The 22,368-nt window shown below is 69.8% G+C and carries 22 protein-coding genes; 16 read left to right on the top strand and 6 right to left on the bottom strand.

The window, feature by feature from the left end; translation table 11 throughout:
• Positions 1-259: 259 nt before the first annotated feature.
• Positions 260-529: a hypothetical protein gene (locus K9D12_RS04860; RefSeq protein ID WP_223059615.1), complete on the bottom strand. Its 270-nt coding sequence runs from the start codon at positions 527-529 to the stop codon at positions 260-262.
• A 140-nt stretch (positions 530-669) separates the two neighbouring features.
• On the opposite strand from K9D12_RS04860, the gene K9D12_RS04855 reads away from it, so the two are divergent.
• From K9D12_RS04855 to K9D12_RS04840, 4 genes are all read left to right on the top strand, one after another.
• Positions 670-1,083, top strand: coding sequence for a DUF3592 domain-containing protein (locus K9D12_RS04855; protein ID WP_165357951.1), 414 nt, complete (start codon positions 670-672; stop codon positions 1,081-1,083).
• The gene (locus K9D12_RS04850; RefSeq protein ID WP_223059614.1) at positions 1,083-2,321 is read left to right on the top strand and encodes an MFS transporter; all 1,239 of its coding nucleotides are present in this window, start codon (positions 1,083-1,085) and stop codon (positions 2,319-2,321) included. The genes K9D12_RS04855 and K9D12_RS04850 overlap by 1 nt, the downstream gene beginning before the upstream one ends.
• A 105-nt stretch (positions 2,322-2,426) precedes the next feature.
• Positions 2,427-2,657 carry a hypothetical protein gene (locus K9D12_RS04845; RefSeq protein ID WP_047310965.1) on the top strand — a complete coding sequence of 77 codons (231 nt, stop codon included), beginning with the start codon at positions 2,427-2,429 and terminating at the stop codon, positions 2,655-2,657.
• 21 nt (positions 2,658-2,678) lie between these two features.
• Positions 2,679-3,731, top strand: coding sequence for a nitronate monooxygenase (locus K9D12_RS04840; protein ID WP_129665949.1), 1,053 nt, complete (start codon positions 2,679-2,681; stop codon positions 3,729-3,731).
• A 209-nt stretch (positions 3,732-3,940) separates the two neighbouring features.
• On the opposite strand, the gene K9D12_RS04835 is transcribed toward K9D12_RS04840, so the two are convergent.
• Positions 3,941-4,828 (bottom strand): ArgP/LysG family DNA-binding transcriptional regulator, encoded by an 888-nt coding sequence (locus K9D12_RS04835; RefSeq protein WP_129665947.1) that lies wholly within the window; start codon positions 4,826-4,828, stop codon positions 3,941-3,943.
• Positions 4,829-4,912: 84 nt separating this feature from the next.
• Here K9D12_RS04835 and K9D12_RS04830 point away from each other — a divergent pair, with 84 nt between their 5' ends.
• The 3 genes from K9D12_RS04830 (at position 4,913) to K9D12_RS04820 (ending at position 7,897) form a co-directional block, all read left to right on the top strand.
• Positions 4,913-5,512, top strand: a complete 600-nt coding sequence (locus tag K9D12_RS04830) for a LysE/ArgO family amino acid transporter (RefSeq protein WP_129665945.1) — start codon at positions 4,913-4,915, stop codon at positions 5,510-5,512.
• A 100-nt stretch (positions 5,513-5,612) separates the two neighbouring features.
• Positions 5,613-6,203 (top strand): hypothetical protein, encoded by a 591-nt coding sequence (locus tag K9D12_RS04825; RefSeq protein ID WP_129665943.1) that lies wholly within the window; start codon positions 5,613-5,615, stop codon positions 6,201-6,203.
• A gap of 95 nt (positions 6,204-6,298) precedes the next feature.
• Entirely contained in the window at positions 6,299-7,897 is a 1,599-nt protein-coding gene (locus K9D12_RS04820; RefSeq protein WP_129665941.1) for a peptide MFS transporter, read from the top strand.
• Positions 7,898-7,960: 63 nt separating this feature from the next.
• Here the strand turns inward: K9D12_RS04820 and thiD are convergent, their stop codons facing one another.
• The 3 genes from thiD to thiM are packed head-to-tail and all read right to left on the bottom strand — an operon-like array spanning position 7,961 to position 10,355.
• Positions 7,961-8,770, bottom strand: coding sequence for a bifunctional hydroxymethylpyrimidine kinase/phosphomethylpyrimidine kinase (gene thiD / locus K9D12_RS04815; RefSeq protein WP_129665939.1), 810 nt, complete (start codon positions 8,768-8,770; stop codon positions 7,961-7,963).
• Complete coding sequence (thiE, locus tag K9D12_RS04810; protein ID WP_129665937.1) at positions 8,767-9,522, bottom strand: thiamine phosphate synthase; 756 nt, start codon at positions 9,520-9,522, stop codon at positions 8,767-8,769. Before thiE ends, thiD begins: the two co-directional genes overlap by 4 nt.
• Entirely contained in the window at positions 9,519-10,355 is an 837-nt protein-coding gene (thiM, locus tag K9D12_RS04805) for a hydroxyethylthiazole kinase (RefSeq protein ID WP_129665935.1), read from the bottom strand. Before thiM ends, thiE begins: the two co-directional genes overlap by 4 nt.
• A 210-nt stretch (positions 10,356-10,565) precedes the next feature.
• On the opposite strand from thiM, the gene K9D12_RS04800 reads away from it, so the two are divergent.
• Positions 10,566-11,447: a Dyp-type peroxidase gene (locus tag K9D12_RS04800; protein WP_129665933.1), complete on the top strand. Its 882-nt coding sequence runs from the start codon at positions 10,566-10,568 to the stop codon at positions 11,445-11,447.
• Positions 11,448-11,573: 126 nt separating this feature from the next.
• Here the strand turns inward: K9D12_RS04800 and K9D12_RS04795 are convergent, their stop codons facing one another.
• The gene (locus K9D12_RS04795; protein ID WP_129665931.1) at positions 11,574-12,656 is read right to left on the bottom strand and encodes a CPBP family intramembrane glutamic endopeptidase; all 1,083 of its coding nucleotides are present in this window, start codon (positions 12,654-12,656) and stop codon (positions 11,574-11,576) included.
• Between the two features lie 144 nt (positions 12,657-12,800).
• Between K9D12_RS04795 and K9D12_RS04790 the strand changes: the two genes are divergently transcribed.
• The 8 genes from K9D12_RS04790 to K9D12_RS04755 all read left to right on the top strand — a co-directional run bounded on the left by K9D12_RS04790 (position 12,801) and on the right by K9D12_RS04755 (position 22,340).
• Positions 12,801-14,039, top strand: a complete 1,239-nt coding sequence (locus K9D12_RS04790) for a sensor histidine kinase (RefSeq protein ID WP_165357950.1) — start codon at positions 12,801-12,803, stop codon at positions 14,037-14,039.
• Positions 14,027-14,776 carry a response regulator transcription factor gene (locus K9D12_RS04785; RefSeq protein WP_240730215.1) on the top strand — a complete coding sequence of 250 codons (750 nt, stop codon included), beginning with the start codon at positions 14,027-14,029 and terminating at the stop codon, positions 14,774-14,776. Before K9D12_RS04790 ends, K9D12_RS04785 begins: the two co-directional genes overlap by 13 nt.
• A gap of 139 nt (positions 14,777-14,915) precedes the next feature.
• Complete coding sequence (locus tag K9D12_RS04780) at positions 14,916-16,496, top strand: SDR family NAD(P)-dependent oxidoreductase (RefSeq protein WP_129666021.1); 1,581 nt, start codon at positions 14,916-14,918, stop codon at positions 16,494-16,496.
• Between the two features lie 324 nt (positions 16,497-16,820).
• On the top strand, positions 16,821-17,696 hold the full coding sequence (locus K9D12_RS04775; protein WP_165357949.1) for an SGNH/GDSL hydrolase family protein: 876 nt from the start codon (positions 16,821-16,823) through the stop codon (positions 17,694-17,696).
• 44 nt (positions 17,697-17,740) lie between these two features.
• Positions 17,741-18,832, top strand: a complete 1,092-nt coding sequence (locus K9D12_RS04770; RefSeq protein WP_370633456.1) for an LLM class flavin-dependent oxidoreductase — start codon at positions 17,741-17,743, stop codon at positions 18,830-18,832.
• Entirely contained in the window at positions 18,832-19,338 is a 507-nt protein-coding gene (locus K9D12_RS04765) for a low molecular weight protein-tyrosine-phosphatase (protein WP_052946920.1), read from the top strand. Before K9D12_RS04770 ends, K9D12_RS04765 begins: the two co-directional genes overlap by 1 nt.
• A 263-nt stretch (positions 19,339-19,601) precedes the next feature.
• A complete protein-coding gene (locus K9D12_RS04760) occupies positions 19,602-20,366 on the top strand; it encodes an antitoxin (protein WP_223059612.1) in 765 nt (254 codons plus the stop codon).
• A 183-nt stretch (positions 20,367-20,549) separates the two neighbouring features.
• A complete protein-coding gene (locus K9D12_RS04755; protein WP_223059611.1) occupies positions 20,550-22,340 on the top strand; it encodes a DNA integrity scanning protein DisA nucleotide-binding domain protein in 1,791 nt (596 codons plus the stop codon).
• Positions 22,341-22,368 lie beyond the last annotated feature (28 nt).

Raw genomic sequence — 22,368 nt, 5'->3', positions numbered from 1 at the left:
GGACGTCCGACCCAGAGCGCACGAAACCCGCCACGAGGACGGTTCGTGGCGGGTTTCGCGCCGGCGCCCGCGAGTGTCGGGAGCTCGCGGCACCGGGTGAACCGCGCGAGGAGATGAGCGCGCAGGTCACGTGAGCCTGCAACCGGCCCGCTGGGCGCGGATGGCGCGCCGAACACCACGAACGTCGCGCGGCGTGAGGCGCCCAGCTCGGCGTCACGATCTGCGTGGACGGCCGGCCGCAGGAGTCTTCGAGGTGGGTCTACAGGCGCACGAGCTTGCCGTCGCGCACGGCGTAGCGGGCGTTCGACTCGACGGCCAGGTTCGTCGGGGCGGGCTTCACGACCTCGGCGGCGTTGCCGGCGTACCGGATGCCGGTGGCCACACCGGCTGCCGAGGCGTCGGCGGCGCTCATCGTCGAGACGCCCATGAGGGCAACCGCGGAGCTGACGACGATGCCGCGGCCGAGGTTCCTGAGCGAGCCGAAGCGGGAGGTGGCGGCCTGGGACGAGGTGTTCTGTGTGGTGTTCATGGCCCTGACTCAACGCCGCGTTGCTATGGGGTTCCTGTGCGACGCGTGTGACACCCCTACGGGGTTTGCGTGCTGCTCGCCGACCGCTGCGCCCACGCCCCGTGACAGCCCGATTGCGCGGTGCTCGTTACGCTCGTCGGGTGAAGAGTGGATTCGTGCCCGTTGCTGCCGCCGTCGTCATACTCGTCTTCGGCCTCGCGCTCGCAGCCGCCCTGCTCAAGGGCATCGTGGGTGCTGTGCGCCGCCGCAGCTGGCCGGTCGTCGACGGCGTCGTCCAACTCGCCACCGGCGAGGACGGTCGCAAGAACTCCCTCGCACGCATTCGTTACACGGCCCCCGACGGTGGGCGTCACGTCCTGGAGACGAAGACCGGCGGCATGAGCACGAACGGGCGCGACGGCCAGCGGCTGCCGCTGTCGGTCGACCCGAGCGACCCGGCCAACGCTGTGCCCAAGGCCGCCAACGGCACCCTCGCGACCATGGGCTGCATGGTCGTCACGTTGCTGCTCTTCGTCGTCTTCGCGGTGTTCGTGCTCGTGCGCGTGCTTGGCTGATGACGCAGCCCTCCGCCGCCGCGCCGAGCGACGGCGCCTCCCCCAACGCACCGGGGGCCGGCGAGGACGACCGGCTGCGCACGACGCGGCTCTTCCTCCTCGCTGCGGGGCTTTTCGTCTTCCTCACCGCCGAGATGTACCCGGTCGGCGCCATGCCCGACATGACGCGCGACCTCGGCGAATCCGAATCCGCCGTCGGGCGCCTCGTCACCTGGTACGCCATCGGCGTCGGAGTGGCGACGATCCCCGTCGTCATGGCCACACGAGCCCTCTCGCGCCGGCTCGTCATCGTCGGGTCACTGCTCGCGCTGTTCGTCTCGATGGCTCTCTCGGCGATCGCCCCGAATCTCCTCGTCGTGACGATCGCGCGACTCATCGGCGCGATCGCACACGGTGGCATCTTCGCCGTCGTGCCGGTCGCTGCCGCGAGCCTGGCCCGCAAGGGCGCGGAGGCGAAAGCCGTCGGTGGCGCGTTCCTCGGTGCAAGCGTCGGCGTCGTGGCCGGTCCGCCGTTCGTCGCCGCCGTGAGCGAGCACGTCGGGTGGCGGTTCGCGAGCGGCGTCATCGCCGTCATCGCGTTGCTCGTCGCGATGGCCAGCCAGCTCAAGCTGCCGCCGCTCGAAGCGCGTTCCGGCGGCGCGTTCTCGCTCCGCATCCCGGCGTCGATGCGCTTGCCGTTCTACACGCTCTGCGGCGTGACGGCCCTCATCGTCACGGCACACAACGCGGCCTGGGCGTTCATCGCCCCGATCCTCGAAGCGCGCGGCATCTCCGGCACTGCGTACGCCGTCGAACTGTTCTGTTACGGGCTGGCCGGCGCTCTCACGACGGCGTTCGCGAGCCGTCACCTCGACGCCCACCCGCGCCGCGTGACGACCATCGCGCTCACCTGCATGATCCTTGCGCTGCTCGCCCTGACGTTCCTGCCCGGCACCGCGACGGGCGCCGTCGCCGCCGTGGTCTGGGGTGGAGCGTTCGGCGTGCTGCCCGTTGCCATGCAGACGCGCGTGCTCGCCACGACACCCGGTCACAACGACGCGGCCACGCCGATCTACGTCGTCGCGTTCCAGATCGGCATCAGCCTCGGTGCGTACATCGGCAGCGTGCTCATCCTGACGATGGCCGCCACGAGGCTGCCGCTGTTCGCCGCCGTCGTCACGGCGTTCGGGCTGCCGTTGCTCGCGTGGGGTATGCGTGATCGTCACGGCTCCGAGGCGAGTACGACCCGCCCCGAGTGACGAAGCTCGTTCACGGGACTACGCACCCCGAGAAACGCTCAGGGAAGTCGCGCTAGGCTCGCCGCAGGACCGTTCGGCGCACCCGCGCCCCGACGAGGAGATGGAATGAAGGACAACACCGGTTTGAGCATCGGCTACCGCATGGGCTGGCGCCTCGAGTACATCGGTGTCTCCGTCTTCGGCCCCGCCCAGCACGTGCCCGCGAGCGACCCGAAGCGTCGCCTGCGCCGCGAGCGCGCCCGCCGCGTCATCGCCGCGCACGAGGCGCGCGGCACCACCGCCCCCGAGTGGGTGCACGAGGTGCTCGCCTCCGGCGGCGACAAGCCGAAGCGCTGACCAACCTGGGACACTGAGGGCATGTTCTCGTTCGAAAGTCTTGAACTGCCCGTCGTGGCAGCGCCCATGGCAGGCGGCCCCACGACCACGGAACTCGTCATCGACGCCTCGAAGGCCGGTGGCTGGGGCGTGCTCGCCGGGGGCAACAAGGACGTCGACACGATGGCCCGCGAGGTGCGCGACGTGCAGGACGCCGGCGTCGCTGCGGGCGTCAACCTCTTCATCCCCGGCCCGCAGAGCACGGACGCCGAGGCGCTCGCCGGGTTGCGCGAGAAGCTCGGCCCCATCGCCAAGAAGTTCGACGTCGAACTCGGCGAACCCTCCTGGGACGACGACGATTACGGTGCCAAGCTCGACTGGCTCGTCACCCACCCCGTCGACGTCGTCACCTTTACCTTCGGCCTGCCGTCGGCCGAGGACGTCACGGCGCTGCGCGGCGTCGGCACGAGCCTCGGCGCGATGGTCACCTCCCCCGAGGACGCCCGCGCCGCCGTCGAGCGCGGCATGGACTTCCTCATCGTTCAGGGCCCCGACGCCGGCGGCCACCAGAGCACGTTCGACCTCTACGCCGAGCCGAGCGACGTCGCCCTGCCGCAGCTCTTCGACGACGTGCGCGGCGCCGTCGACGTACCGCTGCTCGCAGCCGGTGGCATCGCCACGCCCGCCGACACGCAGGCCGCGCTCGATGCCGGCGCCGTCGCCGTCCAGGCCGGAACCGCCTACCTGCGCTCCTCGTCAGCCGGTTCGTCGCTGACGCACCGTTTGGCTCTCGCCTCCGACGATTTCTCCGAGACGGGCCTGACGCGCGCCTTCTCCGGTCGCTACGCCCGGGGTCTCGCCAACGAGTTCATGGCGATGTTCGACGGAATCACCGCCGTCACGCCGGCCGCCTACCCCGAGGTGAACCGCCTGCTCGCCCCGCTGCGCAAAAAGGCCGGGGAGACCGGCGACCCGCAGTGGACGCACCTGTGGGCCGGCGAGGGCTGGCGCCGCAGCGCCGCCGCTATGCCGGGGCGAGTCATCGAAGGCGACGCCGGGCGCATCACGCGCTGGCTGGCCGGTCGCGAGAGCTGACACAGGCGAAGGCCGCGTCCGGTTCGAGGTGGCAACCTCCGGACGCGGCCTCGGCGCGTGTGCTTGGCAACGCATCGACTCAGAGCAGACGGCTCCCCTTCCTCACGGGAGAATGTTCGCGATGAGGTAAGCCTAACCTTTGCTTCGGGGCTTTTGGCAATTAGGGCACGCCGAAGTGTCGTAAATGAGATTTTTCGTGCGCGGTCGGGTCATCGCAGAGCGTGGGCGGCGGACGTCACCTCGTCGCTGAGGCGCGCCAGCGACGGAGCGTCGAGGCGCCAGCACTGCCAGTACAAGGGGACGTCGAGCGGTTCGACGCCGGGCACCGGAATCAGCTCGTCGCGCCCGCCGCCCCTCCCGGCGGGGCCTTCCAGACCCTCGGGGATCATGCCCCACCCGAGGCCCGCACGGACGGCGGCCGAGAAGCCCTCCGCCGACGGCACGACGTGTTCCAACGGAGGCTCGCCGAGCCCCCGGCGCCGTAGCACGCCGCGCTGCAGGTCGTCACGATCGTTGAAGCGCACCGTCGGTACTCGCTTCAGTGAGCGCCCGCACGCCTCCCACTGCGAGCGCCGCACCCGCGCGACGTAGCGCATGACGCCCAGCTCTTGAACCGAACACCCCTGCACCGCCACGTCGCTCGCCGTCACGGCGCCGATGACCGAACCGTCGCGCAACAGTTGGGCGGAGTGGTCCTGATCCTCGACGAAGACACGCAGCCGAGCGTCACCCCATTCGCCGACCGTCTCGAGCACCTCGACGAACCACGTGGCGAGCGAGTCGGCGTTGACGGCGACGGGCAGGTCGACGACGGGGGCACTGACACCGCGCTCGCTGCCGCCGCCCCCGAGCGCCCGGACGAGCTCGGCGTCGAGCAGCGCGCGCTGGCGGCCGGTGCGCAGCACGATCTCGCCCACGGGCGTCGGACGCACCGGCACCGACCGGACGAGAACGATCTGCCCGAGTTCCTGTTCGAGGGCCTTGACCCGCTGTGACACCGCCGACGGCGTGATGCGCAGCACCGCGGCCGCGCCGTCGAAGGTGCCCTCGTCGACGCAGGCGACAAGGGCCTTGAAGTGGTCGTCGCGCACGCGCATGGCCCCACCGTAGATGAAGCACTGCTTAGGTATCTGTAGAAACAAGAACTGTTCTACAGACGGCGCAATTCCTACGCTCGAGCCATGACGCACCTGCTCACCGGCTTCCTCACGGGCCTCGGCCTCATCGTCGCCATCGGCTCCCAGAACGCCTTCGTCCTGCGCCAGGGCCTGCTGCGTCAGCACGTCACCCTCATCGTCGTCGTCTGCGCCCTCGGCGACATCGCGCTCGAACTGGCCGGCGTGCTCGGCATGGGCGCCGTCGTCGAAGCGCACCCGACGGCGATCAAGGCGCTCAAGTGGTTCGGCGCCGCCTACCTCATCTGGTTCGGTATCAACGCCCTGCGCAGCGCCCGCCGGGCCAGCTCGCTCAGCCCGGCCGACGCGCCGCCGGTGTGCCGGCGCACCGCCGTCCTCAACGTGCTCGGCCTGACGTTCCTCAACCCGCACGTCTACCTCGACACCGTCGTCATGATCGGCTCGCTCGCCAATTCGCGTGGCCCCGAAGGACGGTGGTGGTTCTACGCCGGCTCGGTGGCGGCCAGCATCCTGTGGTTCGCGGCACTCGGGTACGGCGCCCGCGCGCTCACCCCGCTCGTGCGCAAGGCACGCACCTGGCAGGTCATCGACACCGTCGTCGGCGTCATGATGTTCGGCTTCGCCGGGATGCTCGTCACCACCTGAGCGCACACACCCCCTCGGGCGGGAGCAGCGCTTCACCCCTGAGGGCCAGATTCCGCGGCTCGACTAGGAGAATCACGCCTCCATCTGTCACGCTGATCAGGTGACCATTTCTGTCTGGTTCGATGGCGACGAAACCCTGTGGGATCGACGGGGATTCATGTTGACCGGTTTGCTCGAGCAGGGGGCTCGGGCTGGGGGACGCTCCGACGAGCGCGAGCCGGAACTCTTTGCCGATGTCCTGCCCACGATGGTGGGCCTCAGCGAGACGGGCACGGTGAACCTCATCGACTACGCCCCGATGCCCGAGGGGCACGAGTGCCTCCTCCCACCGTTCAAGGCCCGCGTCGACGGCCCGCACGCTCCGAGCAACGCCGCACCCGAACTCCACACCACCGAGAACCACCTCAACTGGATCGAGACGCTCGATCGCATCGAGTCCGTGGTCGCCGAGACCGGCAAGCCCGTCGACCACATCGTGCTCATCAGCAACAACGTCGCAGCCTTCGAACTCGCTGCTGAGCGCGGCTGGCTCACGGTGTGGCTCAACCGTGACCGGGTGGCCAACCTCTCCGACGTCATGCCGAGCGCCGAGATCCACTCGCTGCTCGACCTGCCCGAGGTGCTCGAGGCCATCGAGGAAGCCCGCGCCGCCGTGGCCGACCTGGACGCGGAACCGACGGCACCCGCCTGAGCATCGCAAGACTATGATTGCCGGCCGCACCTGCCAGGTGCGGCCGTCGTCATCACCCCGACGACGGTGTCCCCCTACCGAAGGGCGACCCCCTCATGGTCGATTCCTCACGACCACACCAGGACTCACCGGTCGGTGACTCACCGGCGAACGTCACCGACGTCGACCTCGACGATCCCGCACCGCGGGAGGCCATCTCCGGCGGCCGCACCGAGCCGTCGCTGCCCGACCGCGGATTCCTCGGACATCCTGCCGGGCTCGGGACGCTGTTCAACGCCGAGCTGTGGGAGCGCTTCAGCTACTACGGCATGCGCGCGATCCTCGCGTACTACCTCTACGACACCGCCACGAACGGCGGCCTCGGCGTCGAGCAGTCGATCGCCCTCGCCATCGTCGCGACGTACGGCGCCTCCGTGTACCTGCTCAGCGTGCTCGGCGGCTGGCTCGCCGACCGCGTCATCGGAGCGTTCAAGGCGACCCTGTTCGGCGGCATCGTCATCATGGCGGGCCACATCTTCCTCTCCGTGCCCGCCGAGGCGTTCTCGTGGCTCGGCATCGCCGTCGTCGCGCTCGGAACGGGCCTTCAGAAGGCGTCCGTGTCGTCGGTTGTCGGTCAGCTGTACGACCCCCAGGACGGCCGACGCGACTCCGGCTTCTCGATCTTCTACATGTCGATCAACATCGGCTCCTTCTTCTCGCCTTTCGTCGTCACCTTCCTCAAGGACCGATGGGGTTACCACGCCGGCTTCTCCGCCGCGGCCATCGGCATGGCGCTCGGCCTCATCGGCATGTTCCTCTTCCGCAAGAAGCTGCGCGGCGCCGGTTCGCGCCCGACGAACCCGCTGACGCGCGAGGAGATCCCCGGCGTCGTGCGCCTCGTCGGCGGCTCGGCCGTCGTCATCGCCGCCGTGTTCGGCATCAGCTTCGCCTTCTCGGCGGACAACCCGACCGCCATCATCAACGGCGTGACGGCGCTATCGGTCATCACCGCGCTCGGCGTCTTCGTCACGATGTTCAAGAGCCCCAAGGTGACGGCGCGCGAGCGTTCGCACCTGCAGGCGTACGTGCCCCTGTGGATCGGTGCGGTGCTGTTCTGGATGATCTTCGAGCAGGCCGCGAGCAAGATGGCGGCCTTCGCCGCCGATCGCACCGACCTCGGCGAGGTGTTCGGCATCGGTGTGAGCGCCGAGTTCTTCCAGAGCGTCAACCCGCTCTTCATCGTCCTGCTCGCGCCGGTCACGGCCGCGCTGTGGATGAAGCGCGCCGGACGCTTCCCGGGCACCGGCGCGAAGTTCTCCATCGGCGTGCTCCTCGCCGGCCTGTCGTTCGTCCTCCTCGCCTACTACTCGCACCTGTGGCCGAGCGGCCCGACGGCGCCGATGTGGGCGTTGGCGAGCGTCTTCGTCATCCAGACGATCGGTGAGCTGTGCCTGTCGCCCGTCGGCATCTCTGCGACGTCGAAGCTCGCACCCGCGGCGTTCACGACGCAGAGCATGGCGCTGTGGTTCCTCGCGTCCGCGGTCGGCCAGTCCGCCGCCGCGCAGGCGATTCGCCTCATGGAGGGCATGGGCGACACGACGTTCTTCCTCACCCTCGGCCTCATCACGGCCGGATTCTCGCTCGTTCTCATGGCCCTGACGCCGTGGATCGCGCGACACATCAAGGACGTCGACGAGCGCGTCACCACGGCATGACGTGACACGTCCCGTGACGGCACGAACGCCCGGCTCCCTCCTCGGAGTCGGGCGTTCGCCCGTTCACCACCAGGCGTGGAAGTGGTGGACGGGCCCGTGCCCCGTGCCGGCTCCGACATCGAGACGCTCGCTCGCGGCGAGGGCCTGCGTCAGGTAGTCCTTGGCGTCACGGGTCGCTTCCGCCCATCCGTCACGCTGGGGACGCAACGCGGCCATGGCGGCGCTCAGCGTGCAGCCGGTGCCGTGGGTGTTCCGCGTCGCGATGCGCGACGCCGACAGGTGGGTGACGTCGCCGCCGACGAGGAGGACGTCCTCACTCAAATCGCCCGTCCCGTGACCGCCCTTGAGCATGACGCCCGCCCCCAGTTGCGCCAGCCGTGCGGCGAGATCTTCGGTCGGCTCCGGCGGGAGCTCGGGCAGATCGAGCAGGACCGCGGCCTCGGCGAGGTTCGGCGTGATGACGTCCGCCATCGGCACGAGGCGCGAGCGCAGCGCGTCGACGGCGTCCTCGTCGAGCAATCGGTCCCCGCTCGAGGCGACCATGACGGGATCGAGCACGCGCCACGGCACCTCGGGGTGTGCTTCGAGCGCGTCGGCGACGGTCTCGATGACGGCGGCGGAGCCGAGCATCCCGATCTTGACCGCGTCGATGCGCACGTCGGCGAGAAGGTTCTCGATCTGGGTACGCACCTGGTCGGGCGTCAGCAGACCGACGGCCTCCACACCCTGGGTGTTCTGCGCGACGACCGCCGTGACGACGCCGCAGCCGTAGGCGCCCAGGGCACCGAAGGTCTTGAGGTCGGCCATGATGCCGGCCCCGCCACTCGGGTCGGTGCCGGCGATCGACAGCACGTTGGGGATGCGCGTCGTCATGCCGGCTCACCCGCGTCGCGAGCCAGCGCCTCGTCGAGCGCAGCTCGGAGGTCGCGGGTGGCCGAGGCGGGATCGGGCTGGCCGCAGATCGCCGAGACGACAGCAACACCTCGCACACCTTCCCGGACGAGGCCGCCGACGTCTGCCTGCTTGACGCCACCGATGACGACAGCCGGAACACCGCCCGCACGGGCCACTGAGACCAGAGCGCCGACGCCGTCGGCGCCGAGCGGCTCCGGAGCGTTCGGCTTGGTCGGCGTGGCCCGGTAGGGGCCGATGCCGAGCAGGTCGAGCGTGCCGGGCGGCATCGCGTCCGCCGCCCTGATCTCGTCGGCGCGAGAGACCGACCATCCGATGTGGAAGTCGTGGCGCCCGAGGGCCTCGGCGATTCGCCGTGCGGCGACGGGATCGAGATCGCTCTGCCCGAGGTGCACGCCCGCGGCACCCGCCGCGAGCGCCACGTCGAGGCGGTCGTCGATGACGAGCGGTACGCCGGTCGGCTCGAGCGCCTCGACCAGTTCGACTGCCAGTGCGGCCAGTTCGCGTGTCGTGGCGTCGTGGTCACGCAGTTGGACGATGTCCGCGCCGTGCTTCGCGGCGGCGAGTGCCGTCTCGACGACGCCCCGTGGGCCGCCACACAGGTGTGTGTCGGTGACGAGGTAGAGGCGCGGCCGAAGGGAGCGCCGATCGGGCAGAGCCGCCTGCGAGGTCGCGGTCGACGTGGTGGTCGTGGTCGCGGTCCGCGGCGTCATCGCAGGTCCAGGTTCGCGGCGACGGCCTCGGCGTCGACCCGGGCGAGGGCGTCCAGCAACTCGACGGCGAAACTGCCGGGGCCACTGGCCCGGTACGCCGCGTCATCGGCGGCGACGGTGAGGGCCGCGGTGGCGGCTGCAGCCGCGAGGTGCGGCGTTCTGGCCACGGGCAGGTACGCAGCGACCATGGCTCCCAGGGCGCACCCGACGCCAGTCACCTTCGTCATGATCGGGTGGCCGTTCGCGATGCGAAGGGTAGGCGTGTCGGTCGCGACGACGGCGTCCACCTCCCCGCTCACGGCAACCGCTCCCCCGGTGCGAGCGGCCAGTGCGGCCGCCACGTCGAGGGCGGAGTCGACGTCGTCGCCGGCGTCCACGCCGCGCCCCGCGCCCGTCTCGCCGACGAGGCCGAGCACCTCGGAGGCGTTGCCACGCACGACGCTGGGGCGGTGTTCGAGCAGGTCGCGGGCCAGCGCCGTCCGGACGGGGAGAGCACCCACGGCGACCGGATCGAGACACCATGTCCGGCCCGCATCCTCGCGCGCGGCAGCGGTGGCGAGCATCGAGTCGACGGTCATGGCATTGACCGTGCCGACGTTGATGAGCAGGCCGTCGGCGACGCCCGCGAAGATCGGACCCTCCTCGAGCGAATCGACCATGGCGGGTGATGCTCCGACCGCGAGGAGCACGTTCGCCGTGAAACCGGTGACGACCGAGTTCGTCAGGCACTGCGTGAGTGGTGCGGCCACGCGGACGGCGTCGACCACGGCTGCGATCTCGTCGACTTCGGCGCGAGGTCGTGTGGGGGCAGGGGTGTTTCGGGGCGCGATCATCGCGCGTCTCCTTCCTACGCCGGCATTACCCGGATCAGGTGTGCCCACCGATGACGGTGGATCTGGCGGTCGACGCACACTTGGCGTCTCTCAGCTCGAAGGCTCCCGCGGGACGTTCACCAATCTACCGATTCCCCTGGCGCCGCGGGGCTAGGGGGTCGATAGCCTGGAGGCAGACAGGAACACCCCTTCCCAAGGAGTTTGTTGAGCATGCCCCAGGCCCAGATCGGCATCTTCGTCGAAGGTGCGACGTCGAGCGAGTACATCGAGTTCGAGGTCGCGCCCGGTTCGCTCACCTCGCTCCCGCAGCTGCTGCCGCTCTTCGAGGCCGAGCAGGACGACGTGGGCGTCAACTTCGTCGTCGGTGTGCGCCCCTCGCTCATGAAGGAGATCTCGCCGAAGCACACGCCCGAGAACGTGCACGACTTCGCCGATGACGTCGTCGGAGCCGACGGTTACGTCATCCCCGCGACGCAGCGCGACCTCGTCTTCTGGGTGTTCGGCGGTGCGCGCGACAAGGTGTTCGACGCGACGCGTCAGCTGCTTGCCATCGCGCGCGAGGTGGTGCCGGGTATCCGCGTCGTCGACGAGACGGAGGGCTGGGTCTACCAGACGAACCGTGACCTCACGGGGTTCGTCGACGGCACCGAGAACCCCACGACGATCGAGCAGTACGACGAGGCCGTCGTCGCGGACGGCAAGCCCGGCGAGGGCTCGAGCGTGCTGCTGCTGCAGAAGTGGCCGCACAAGCAGAAGGCCTGGGAGTCGCTCTCCACCGAGGAGCAGGAGGGCGTCATCGGCCGTACGAAGGTCGACTCCGTCGAGCTCGAGGACAAGCCGGAGACGAGCCACGCAGAGCGCACCGACCAGGACGACTTCGGCCACATCGTGCGCCGCAACATGCCCTACGGCGATGTCAGCTCGCACGGCACGATGTTCGTCGGGTTCGCGTGCGAGCAGAAGCGTCTGCACGACATGCTCGAGTCGATGGCCGGCGTCGGCGACTACCCGCGCGACGCCCTGACGAAGTACTCGAACGCCGAGACCGGTTCGTACTACGTCATCCCCCCGGTGGACGCGTTCAAGGGCTGACGCTCCGCCGCCACGCATGCCGAGCGGCCGTAGCCAACTTTGACGTTGGCTACGGCCGTTGCGTTTGGTGACGTTGCACCGTCACCAACCGCAGCAAACGTCACCGGCTGGGGACGTGCCTCGGCGTCAGACGGCCCTCGTCAGGGCGGGACGGACGACGGGCTGGAAGCGCGTCAGGCCGTACTCGCGGTCGACGAAGCGGCTCATCCAGACGGTGAGGACGAGCGTGGTGACGGCCGACCAGACGACGGACCACAACTCCGTCTCACCCTGCGCGAGGGCATCCGGGACGAACGGCGTGATGAGCCCGATGAACAGGTTGTTCGACACGTGCAGCAGCACCGGCAGCTCAAGTCCGCCGGACTTCCACGCCAGGTAGGCGGTACACACGGCGAAGAGGGCGATGTCGACGAGACCGACCGCGTCGTACCCGTGCAGCAGGGTGAACAGGGGCGCCGCCACGAGCACGCCCCACACCGGCGAACGCAGCCAGGTTCCGATCATCTGCGGGAGCAGTCCGCGGAAGACGTACTCCTCCGCGGCGGCCTGCAACGGCACGAGAACGACGGCGAAGAGGAGGATCCACAGCGTCGTCGACCGCGTGGTCGTCGTGAGGGTGTCCGCGTCGAAGAGGAAGATCGGCGCGAGGACGGCAACTGCGGAGACGGGCACGACGACGCGGGCTGCGCGCGCCATGAACTCCCAGCGGTAATGGCCGAACACCGAGTGGATCGTGCCGCGTCGACAACCGACGCGGACAGCCACCCACACGACCGGCAGGAAGAGCGCGACGGAGAGGAACCCGTAGAAGAAGTCAGCCGGATTGCGTGAGTCCCCGAGGTCTTCGGTGGGTCGACGCAGTTCCGGGAAGATCGCGTGGACCGCGAAGGCAAGGCCCGTGGCCACGGCTGCGACGACGAGCGTCGTGACGACGAACATGAGCAGCATGGCGAGCGGCCGCCACCACCGCCTGGAACTCGGTGTGACGTGGGCGAGCCGGTGGTAAGGCAGGTTCGCCCAGCGAGGCTCTGTGCTGGAAGCCGCCATGGCCTCGTCGGGAGCATGGGTCGTCGGCAGAACCGGCTGCGCCGGAGCCCCCGCATCGAGGCCGACCGGGCGGACCGGCAGGGTGTTCGTGTGCGGCTCGTCGTGCCCGACGCCCACCGGCGTCGTGTGCTGCGGCTGTGGCCGCGTCTCGTCTCGTTCCATGCCTCAACCCTCGTCGTTCGAGCATGCCCGGCACATCGGCCCAGGGCATGGTCGTCGAGGTTCATTCTTTCGGCTGACGTACCGCGCCAGGGAGCGACCTTCGGCCGATACCGTCATCCCTTCGCGCGTTCCTACGATGGCGGTATGCCACCTTCCGCCGGCACGTCGCTGGCCACCTCGAACAACGAACGCCTCGCCGGCCGGCGGCGCTGGCGTCCGTTCGCGGTGAGCGCGGCCTGTTTCGTCCTCGGCGTCGTGATCTTCGGCATCCAGATCGAAACGCTCGAGGAGGACGGTCTTTCCTCCTACGAGAACGGGCTGCTCCTCTGGGATTTCCTCGTCGGCTTCGTCGCGGTGATCGCTGTGGGCCCGATGTCTCGCGCGGGGCGGTGGAACTACCTGCTCCTGCTCGCCTCCGCCGTCAGCGCGTTCGCAACACCCGCAGCGCTGGTCGCCGTCGTCCGACTCGGTGGGTTGCGCCGTCGCCGGGACGACGTCGCGGTGCTCGCTCTTCTCGTCGCGACGGGTCTTGTCCAGACGGCACTGACCGAGCAGCGGCTGTCCCTCGACTGGTCGACCCTCCTGTGGTCGCTCATCATGGTGCCGATCGGCTACGCCTTCCTCGCCTGGGGCCGTTCGCGGGCCGAGCGGGTGGAGTTGCTCGCGTCGTGGCAGGCGCAGGCCATCGCCGCCCAGCGCGAGCGTGCGGCCATCGAACGCGAACACGCTGCCCTGGCCCGGTCGAAGCAGATCGACGCGGAGCGTGCCCGTTCGGAGGAACGCACCGCCATCGCGCGCGACATGCACGACAGCCTTTCGCACCACCTCTCCCTCATCGCGATGCACGCCGGCGCGCTCGCCTACCGTGAGGACCTCTCGCCGGAGCAGATGCGCGCCACCGCCCGCACCCTGCGCGACGCTGCGGGAACCGCGAACGCCGAACTGCGCGAGGTGCTCTCCGCGTTGCGCAGCCCCGCACCCGATGCGCGGCCCCTCCCGTCGGCGCGTGATGTCCTCACGCTCGTCAAGGACGCTCGTGCGCAGGGCCGCCTCGTCACCGTCAATTTCGAGGGCATCGAGGAAACCGACCTCGGGACGCTGACCGGCACCAACGGCGCGGCAGTGCACCGCATCGTCAGTGAACTCGTCGTCAACGCGGGCAAACACGCTCCCGACGCTCCGCTCGCGCTCACGTTCCGCCGTGACGAGGACGCGTTGGTCGTCGTGAGCACCAACCCCACGGCTGCGTCGTCGGAGGCCCTGAGCACCGGTCTCGGACTCGTCGGGGTGGGCGAGCGGGTGCGTCTGCTCGGTGGCACGATGAACCGACGCGAGACACCCGGCTACTTCACTGTGGAGGTGCGCATTCCGTGGCGCAGCTGACCGACCCCGACGCCCGCGTTCGCGTGCTCGTCGCCGACGACGAGAACCTCATGCGCGCCGGGCTGCGGCTCATGATCGACGGCGCTCGCGGCATCGAGGTCGTGGGCGAAGCGGCCGACGGTGCCGAAGCCGTCACGCTCACGCGTGAACTCGACCCGGACGTCGTCCTCATGGACGTTCGCATGCCGCGTATGAACGGGCTCGACGCCACCCGGGCGCTCGCCGACGAAGGGGCACGGGCGCGCGTCGTCGTCCTCACCGCGTTCGACACCGACGACTACCTGCTCGACGCGCTGCGCGGCGGGGCGGTGTCGTTCCTGCTCAAGGACTCTCCCCCGGAGGCCGTCGTCGAAGCCGTGCTCGACGCAGCCCGAGGTGGCGCTCGGTTCTCGCCGTCGGTGCTGGCGCGGCTCGTGCGGTTGGCTGCGGGCCGGCCCGCGGGTGCTGCTTCTGCGCCGAGTGACGACATCGGGCTCGGCGGCGGTTCGGTAGGTGAATCAGGCCCCGGAGCGCCGTCAGCGGTGCCATCGCCTCCGGCAGCGCCGGCCGGCGTCACGGAGCGCGAGTGGGAGGTGGCCCAGCTCATCGCCCAGGGCCTGACGAACGCCGAAATCGCGCAGCAGCTCTATCTCAGCATGCCGACCATCAAGACCCACACGAGCCGACTGTTCGACAAGCTCGGTGTGACGAACCGCGTCCAGTTGGCCATCCGGGTGCTCGAGCTGTCCGAAACGTAGCCAACCTCGACGTTGGCCACGTTTCTCGCGGTTGGTGACGGTGCAACGTAGCCAACCGCAACGAACGTCACCGGCTGAGTCCACCGCTGGGGTGGCCCCTCACCACCCCGCCTACACTTGCCGGGTGGATTCGGACGACATGGCAGCCCCTGAGCACGTGCACGAAGAGGCGCTGACGCCCGAGCAGGAGCAGCTGTTCGCCGAGACCGCGATCGACGCCCACGAGATGGCGACGACGTTGCGCGTCCTCGGCATGCTGCACGAACTACCGGCGGGCCACCCCGACATCCAGCGGGTCAAGCGCGCCACCGGCACGATGTACAAGCGGGTACGCAAGGCGCGGCGCAACGAAGCGCGCGAGGCCGAGCTCGGGCCGTTGCGCGCGCACGACACGAAGGTGCTCGAGTCCACGGCTACCGGTTCGCCGCTTCGGATCGACGACGAGACGAAGGGCATCCCCCTGACGTCGAGCACGGTCGGCGACATCGCGGGCGAATTGCACACGCCGCGCGGTTGCTACATCTGCCACGAGAAGTACACGACCGTTGACGCGTTCTACCACTGGCTCTGCCCGAAGTGCGCGGCGATGAGCCACGCCAAGCGTCACCAGCGCGTCGACCTCACGGGCAAGCGCGCGCTGCTGACGGGCGGGCGCGCCAAGATCGGCATGTACATCGCACTCATGCTGCTGCGTGACGGCGCGCACCTGACGATCACGACGCGCTTCCCGCGTGACGCGGCCCGCCGGTTCGCGGAGCTCGCCGACTCGCCGGAGTGGATCGACCGGCTCAAGATCGTCGGCATCGACCTGCGCGACCCGACGCAGGTCATCGCCCTGGCCGACGAGGTGGCCGAGGCGGGGCCGCTCGACATTCTCATCAACAACGCGGCGCAGACGGTGCGGCGCACGCCCGGGGCGTACTCGAACCTCGTCGCGGGTGAGGAGCTGCCGCTGCCGCGCGACATCGCGTTGCCGCAGATCGTGCAGTTCGATCGCATCAGCGACGCGCACCCGGCCAACCTCGCGGGCACGCTCGCGGCGCACAAGCACACGCATGCCGCGGACGACGAGAACCATGACGAGGCGGGAGCCCGGGCGTCCGAGCTTGAGGCGCAGTCGGCGGCGGCGATGACGTCGCTCGCCCTGTCTGCCGGGCACGCGAGTCTCGATGCGTACCAGGCGGGTACGGCCGTCGACGCGGGCGGGTTGTTGCCGGACACGCAACGCATCAACAGCTGGAAGCAGAAGGTCGAGGAGGTCGACCCGCTCGAGCTTCTCGAGGTGCAGCTGTGCAACTCGACGGCGCCCTTCCTGCTCGTGAGCCGGCTGCGGCCGTCGATGCGTCAGGCGGTGAAGAACGGTGCGCGGCGGGCGTACGTCGTCAACGTCTCGGCGATGGAGGGGCAGTTCTCGCGCCGCTACAAGGGGCCCGGACACCCGCACACGAACATGGCGAAGGCGGCGCTCAACATGATGACGCGCACGTCGGCGGGCGAGATGTTCACGACCGACAAGATCCTCATGACGGCGGTCGACACGGGCTGGATCACCGACGAGCGCCCGCACCACGAGAAGCTGCGCATCGCTGAGGAGGGCTGGCACGCGCCGCTCGACCTCGTCGACGGCGCCGCCCGCGTCTACGACCCGATCGTCATGGGCGAGAACGGCGTCGACCAGTACGGCATCTTCCTCAAGGACTTCGCCGAGCACCCTTGGTGACGCCGACGTGCGGCCGGACTCCATCGGCTGGCTTCGTGACGCTGCCATCGGCTCATGGGGCGATCTGTGTCAGATCAGACGGTCGCCAGATCATTTCTAAGTGAGCGGTCCCAAGCAGTCTTTGTAACTCTAGGGCCCTAAAGTCACAAAGACTGGCGGCGGTTCGAGTCGCAGAGCCCCCTAGCCCGGGCAACGTCGCCGCGACGCGTGCGCGGCACTCATCGGGTGAGGTAGCTCACCCGCAGGTCACAGCGACCTAACGGTTGGGTGAACGAGTCGCGTCGGCGTGGCGTCATCTTCGTGAAATCGGCAACCATGGGCGCCATGCGTGACCTCTTAGCCGAACGCCGCTCGTCCGGGGTCGCCCGCGCCGTCCGCCGCGTCCGCTCGAAGGTCTCCTCCCGAGCACCCGGGTGCTCGCTGCCGACGCTTCTTCTGCGCGCGCCCGCGCTCATCGTCCAGGGGCGACGTGTGCGTCACGACATCGCCCGGCTGCCCAGCGCCACCGCGCGTGAGGGCGTGGCCAGTACCGTGCCGAACGGCTCCCACTTCGAGCCCGAGGACGACCATCACCTCGTCGTGCTCGGCGACAGCGTGGCCGACGGCGTCGGCATCGAACACCACCGCGACAGCATCGCCGGGCGTCTCGCCTGCCGCATGTCCGAGCGCTTCGAACACCCCGTCGCCTGGCACGTCATCGCTCGCTCCGGCGCCGACGCCCACGACGTCAGCCTCCTCGCCGGCACCGACGCAGTCCGCAGCGAACTCGCGCGCGCCGACGCGGTGGTCGTCAGCGTCGGCGTCAACGACGTCAAGAACCTACGCACCGAGGACGCCTGGCGCACCAGTCTGCGCACACTGCTCGACACGATCACCGAGGTGAATCCGCTCGTGCAGGTCGTCCTGCTCGGCGTGCCGCCGATCCAGGAGTTCCCCGCGATGCCGACGTTCCTCGGCCACACCCTCGGCAGCCGCGCCCTGCGCTTCGACGCCGTCGCGGCTAACGTCGTCGCCACCTACCCGAACGTGCAGCACTACCTGCTCACAGAATCGGGGCTGCTCGAGCAGGACAAGGCCTTCGCCGAGGACGGCTTCCACCCCTCGGCCTGGCTGCACCGCAAGCTGGCCAAACGCCTCGACGCCCTCATCGCCGAACCCAAGCGACCCACCGACACGCACCTGCTCACCGAAGCGAGCTGAGCCGCCGGGGAATGCCGGCCCCGACGCCGGGCGTTGACCCGAATGTGAGTGACAACGGCGCATCCCACCCGACCGACCCGACGACCCGCGCGAGCTCCTCGCCGGACGACACCACGATCGAGACCGTGTCGTTCGCCAAGAAGGCCGACGACATCCCCCTGTCGATCCTCGACCTCGCCCAGGTGGGCGGCGGCCAGAGCGTCGGCGACGCCATCAACGCGAGCGTCGAGCTCGCCCAGGCGGCTGAGGCGACGGGCCGTTTCGAGCGCATCTGGTTCGCCGAGCACCACAACATGAAACACATCGCGTCCGCGGCGACGTCGGTGCTGCTCGCGCACGTCGCGGCGCGCACGAACACGATCCGTGTCGGCTCCGGTGGCGTCATGCTCCCGAACCACTCCCCGCTCGTCATCGCCGAGCAGTTCGGCACCCTCGCCGAACTGCACCCGGGCCGCATCGACCTCGGCCTCGGACGGGCGCCCGGCACCGACCAGCGGACCTGGCAGGCCCTGCGACGCGATCCGCACGCCAGCGACCGCTTCCCCCAGGACGTCGTCGAGCTCCAGGGCCTGCTCTCCGACGAGAGCCCCCTCGCCGGCATCGAGGCCGTGCCCGGCCAGGGCACCCACGTGCCTCTCTACATCCTCGGCTCCAGCATGTTCGGAGCGAAGCTCGCCGCCGCTCTCGGCCTGCCGTACGCCTTCGCGAGCCACTTCGCGCCCGACGCGCTGCAGGCCGCGGTTCACGCCTACCGCACCGAGTTCCGCCCCTCCGAGCAACTGGCCGAGCCGCACGTCATCGCGGCCCTCAACGTCGTGGCGGCCGAGACCGACGACGCCGCGGCGACGATGTACGAGGAGGTCCTGCGCGCCCGCGTTCGCTCCCTCGCCACCCGCTTCGGCGCTGCCGACCGCCGCCTCAGCGACGACGAGATCGAGATGCTTCTCGACTCCCCCGCCGGCCAGCAGGCCAAGCACATGCTCACGTACACCGCCATCGGCGGGCCCGAACGCGTCGGCGCCTACCTCGAACAGTTCGCTGAGCACGCCATGGCCGACGAGCTCATGATGACGAACGCGGCCCGCGGCCTCGAGGCCCAGAAGCGCGCTCTCGAGATCGTCGCCAGCATTCGATGATGCCTGGAAAACGCGACACCGGCACCGCGGCGCCCATTCGGAGGGTGGTGTTCGTCTGCTGGGGGAACATCTGCCGCTCGCCGATGGCCGAGCGCGTCGCCGCGACCTACTTCGCCGAACACGGCCTCGGCGACGTCGAGCTGACGAGCGCCGCGACGTCCACCGAGGAGATCGGCAACCCGATCGACCCTCGCGCCGTCACCGAACTGAAGAAGGCCGGCTACGACGCCGACGACCACAGCGCGCACCAGATCACGCGCGACGAGATCGACGAGAACGACCTCGTCGTCGCCATGGAGGACATCCACCTCGACCGGATGCGCGACATCTACGGCGGGGACCTGCCTGACCACGTCGTCCTCCTCACCGACTACGACCCCGAGGCCGAGCCCGGCGACGGCGTGCCCGACCCCTGGTACGGCGGTCAGGACGGCTTCGTCACGACGCTCGCGACGATGGAGCGGGCCATGCCCGCCCTCGCCGATGCGGTGCGCGAGCTCGACTGACGCTGCTGCCCGCCCCTGGCGCCCCCGATGCGGGTGGCTCGGGCCGTCATCGCCGCGGGCGCCGGGCCGACGAATGCACCGAGCCATCGACCAGTCGAGATCCGTTGCAGGCGGCGCCGGCAGCGACCTGCGTCGGCTGGTGTCGGCGCATCGTCCGTCCGGCCCGGCATCCCGGCCAATTGCCTCTGGTGCCCGGAACATCCGCGTGGCAGGGTTCGTTACGACAGGTAAGACCTTCCATCGAACCCACCAGGGAGACGATCATGGGATTCACCGACAAGCTCAGGGCCAAGGCAGCCGAACTCGGCCTCGACCAGAAGGCTCAGCTCGCCAAGGAGAAGGCCGCCGCCGCGGCTGACGGCAACCGCGAGAAGATCGCCGAGGCCGTCCAGAAGGCCGGCGCCACCGTCAACGACAAGACCGGCGGCAAGTACGCCGACAAGGTCGCCAAGGCGCAGAATGCCGCCATGACCGGCGTCGACAAGGTGTCTGCCACGGGCGCCGCCACCGGCGCTGCAGGCACGACGACCGGTGACTTCGGCGACACGGCGGTCGGCAGCGAAGAGGCCATCGACCGCGCCATCGGACAGGACGGCCTGCAGACGGCCGACGACCAGTTCGGCGGCGAGAGCGCCGTCGATCGTGCGGTCGGCGCCGACGCACCGACGAGCTCGCTCGACCCGAACACCGCCTACTCCGTCGACGACAACGAGCCTGTCACGGACCCGGAGATCAACTCCGTCCACGGCGAGGCCGACGGTCTCGGCGAGAACCGCACCACCACCGACGGTTTCGGTGACGACGCCGGCGCGCGCGACGTGCGCAACGCCGACATCGACAACGCAGCCGTGACCGATCCCGAGATCAATTCCGTGAACGGCGACTTCGGTGACGACGCGGACACGGGCGAGGCACTGGCCGACCCGGAGGTCACCGCCCTCAGCGGCGAGGCCGAGCAGGAGAACGCGGTGCGCCGCGTCGGTGACGGCCTCCCGGAGGACGGTCCCCACGGCGACACGCTGCGCTGACCGCACGCACGACGACTGACGCTGCGCGCGTCCCGGGTTCGCCTGGGACGCGCGCAGTTTCGGTTCTTCGCACCTGGTAGCCGCGAGCCGGGGGCCGTTCTCTGACCGATGCCGGAGCCCACCGGGATCCACCGCGTGGGACGCGGGTCTTCGCACCGAAATCGGCGTGCGAAAATGCCTGCCATGGAAGCAGTTCGGGGTGGTGCTGCGTCCCTGTGGGGTGATCAGGGCGAGCTTCGGTGGTCGATGGAACGACTCGCCGACGAAGCGCTCGACCGCGCAGGCGTCGAACTCGACCCACGTGGCTTCCTCATCGGCTTCCCCGTCGACGGCAGCGACGCCGTCCTCATCGAGCCCGAGCGCAACGCGTTCGACGTCGAACCGCTCGCCGGACTTCTCGGCCGCGCCGACGCGCTCTTCGAGGAGCAGCGCCGAACGACCTGCCCGGCCTCCTGCCCCGAGGCCCGTTCGGTGGCGGCCGGGGTGCCCCACGCCGCCGACGAGGAATGGCATCCCGAGCACTACCTCACCGCGCTGCGCGAGGGCTGCCACCGTCAGGTTCTCCTCGAAGCCCTCGACACCGCAGCGCGATTCGACGACCGCCGACTCTTCGTCGGGATGAGCGTCATCGTCGACGCCCACCGCGTCTTCCCCGTGCTCGCCGTGCTGAGCGAACCGTGGGCCGAACTGCCGAAGCTCTCGACAACCACGATCGACGGTTTCGACGCCGCAGCGTGCTTCCCCGAGGCCGTCATCGACGACGTGCTGCGCGCTGCCAGCCACGAACTCGACCGCAAACACCCGGTCTCCCTCATCGGCATCGACGCAGGTGCCGTGCTGCGTTCTGCCGCAGACACCTTCGTCAACGGGTGCGCGTCGCGCGCGGGGCAGGAGTTCGCCCTCGGCCTGCGTGATGCCCTCGACGCCGTCTCGGCTCAGACCTACGAGGGCCGCCCCAGCCTCGGCACGCTCGTGCTCGCGCAACCCACGCATGACGCCGTGCGCTGCGAGGTGGCGTTCGAACACGAGGTGCCCGTCTCGGTGCCCCGCTCGTTCCGCAAGGCCCTCGAGATGACGGGGCCAGGCTTCGAGCTGCTGTGCGACGGGCGAAAGGTCTACGGGCTCGGCACGCTCGAAGAGGCCTACGACACGGCCGACGAACGCTGCTTCACCGTCCGCGTCGTCGGCAACGGCTCGTGGGAGCTGTGGCACGCGACGACGCCGTTCCTTCGCGTCGACAACGGCCAGCCGACGCTGCCACGCGACCTCGTCGACGCCGACACGTTCGTGCACACCGTGCGGCGCGTCTTCCCCGAGGCCACCGACCAGCACGCGAACATCCTGTGGGACATGGCCCAGGCCTGCATCCGTCAGCAGCACGGCACGATGCTCGTCGTCCACCCCGATGCTCGCGCCGAGGGCGAACGCCTTCTCCCGCAGGCGTACACCGTTGAGCCGACCCGCCTCGGGCCGAACGCGTTCCACGCCCTGACGAAGATCGACGGCGCGGTGCTCGTCAGCCCGGAGGGTCACTGCCACGCCGTCGGCGTCATCCTCGACGGCGCCGCCACGGGCACCGGCGACATCTCGCGCGGCGCTCGGTACAACTCGGCGATCCGCTACCTCGCGGGGCGCGGCAGGGGTTCGATGGTCATCATTGTGAGCGAGGACGGGCGCATCGACATCCTGCCGCAGCTGGCTCGTCGAATGCGCCGCTCGACGATCGAGCGTGTCGTCCAACAGCTCGTCACGGCTGCGCACGAGGGGCACGACTACGAGAAGGTCGCGCGCCTCGACGCCCGCGCCACGCAGTTCGAGTTCTACCTCGACGCCGAGCAGTGCGAGGCCGTCAACGACGCACGCGAGACCGTCGAGCAGCGACGGTGGGCCGAGGAGCGCGTGCGCATGCAGGTCGTTCCCATCGCGCCGCACCCTGCGATGGACGACTCCTACTTCGTCACCCCGGAGCAGTAGCCCGCGAGCGCGCGCCCACCGCGAGGAA

The sequence above is a fragment of the Dermacoccus sp. Tok2021 genome (genome assembly GCF_019895135.1).
Classification (GTDB): Bacteria; Actinomycetota; Actinomycetes; order Actinomycetales; family Dermatophilaceae; genus Dermacoccus; species Dermacoccus abyssi.
Note: the sequence above shows the minus strand (reverse complement) of the source record. Positions and strands in the feature narration are given on the sequence as shown.

What these genes read in the sequence shown, in the direction of transcription:
- K9D12_RS04860 (WP_223059615.1), bottom strand. Translation starts at nt 529, where the DNA reads ATGAACACCACACAGAACACCTCGTCCCAGGCCGCCACCTCCCGCTTC.
- K9D12_RS04850 (WP_223059614.1), top strand. Translation starts at nt 1,083, where the DNA reads ATGACGCAGCCCTCCGCCGCCGCGCCGAGCGACGGCGCCTCCCCCAAC.
- K9D12_RS04845 (WP_047310965.1), top strand. Translation starts at nt 2,427, where the DNA reads ATGAAGGACAACACCGGTTTGAGCATCGGCTACCGCATGGGCTGGCGC.
- K9D12_RS04840 (WP_129665949.1), top strand. Translation starts at nt 2,679, where the DNA reads ATGTTCTCGTTCGAAAGTCTTGAACTGCCCGTCGTGGCAGCGCCCATG.
- K9D12_RS04835 (WP_129665947.1), bottom strand. Translation starts at nt 4,828, where the DNA reads ATGCGCGTGCGCGACGACCACTTCAAGGCCCTTGTCGCCTGCGTCGAC.
- K9D12_RS04830 (WP_129665945.1), top strand. Translation starts at nt 4,913, where the DNA reads ATGACGCACCTGCTCACCGGCTTCCTCACGGGCCTCGGCCTCATCGTC.
- K9D12_RS04820 (WP_129665941.1), top strand. Translation starts at nt 6,299, where the DNA reads ATGGTCGATTCCTCACGACCACACCAGGACTCACCGGTCGGTGACTCA.
- thiD (WP_129665939.1), bottom strand. Translation starts at nt 8,770, where the DNA reads ATGACGACGCGCATCCCCAACGTGCTGTCGATCGCCGGCACCGACCCG.
- thiE (WP_129665937.1), bottom strand. Translation starts at nt 9,522, where the DNA reads ATGACGCCGCGGACCGCGACCACGACCACCACGTCGACCGCGACCTCG.
- thiM (WP_129665935.1), bottom strand. Translation starts at nt 10,355, where the DNA reads ATGATCGCGCCCCGAAACACCCCTGCCCCCACACGACCTCGCGCCGAA.
- K9D12_RS04800 (WP_129665933.1), top strand. Translation starts at nt 10,566, where the DNA reads ATGCCCCAGGCCCAGATCGGCATCTTCGTCGAAGGTGCGACGTCGAGC.
- K9D12_RS04795 (WP_129665931.1), bottom strand. Translation starts at nt 12,656, where the DNA reads ATGGAACGAGACGAGACGCGGCCACAGCCGCAGCACACGACGCCGGTG.
- K9D12_RS04790 (WP_165357950.1), top strand. Translation starts at nt 12,801, where the DNA reads ATGCCACCTTCCGCCGGCACGTCGCTGGCCACCTCGAACAACGAACGC.
- K9D12_RS04780 (WP_129666021.1), top strand. Translation starts at nt 14,916, where the DNA reads ATGGCAGCCCCTGAGCACGTGCACGAAGAGGCGCTGACGCCCGAGCAG.
- K9D12_RS04775 (WP_165357949.1), top strand. Translation starts at nt 16,821, where the DNA reads ATGCGTGACCTCTTAGCCGAACGCCGCTCGTCCGGGGTCGCCCGCGCC.
- K9D12_RS04765 (WP_052946920.1), top strand. Translation starts at nt 18,832, where the DNA reads ATGCCTGGAAAACGCGACACCGGCACCGCGGCGCCCATTCGGAGGGTG.
- K9D12_RS04760 (WP_223059612.1), top strand. Translation starts at nt 19,602, where the DNA reads ATGGGATTCACCGACAAGCTCAGGGCCAAGGCAGCCGAACTCGGCCTC.
- K9D12_RS04755 (WP_223059611.1), top strand. Translation starts at nt 20,550, where the DNA reads ATGGAAGCAGTTCGGGGTGGTGCTGCGTCCCTGTGGGGTGATCAGGGC.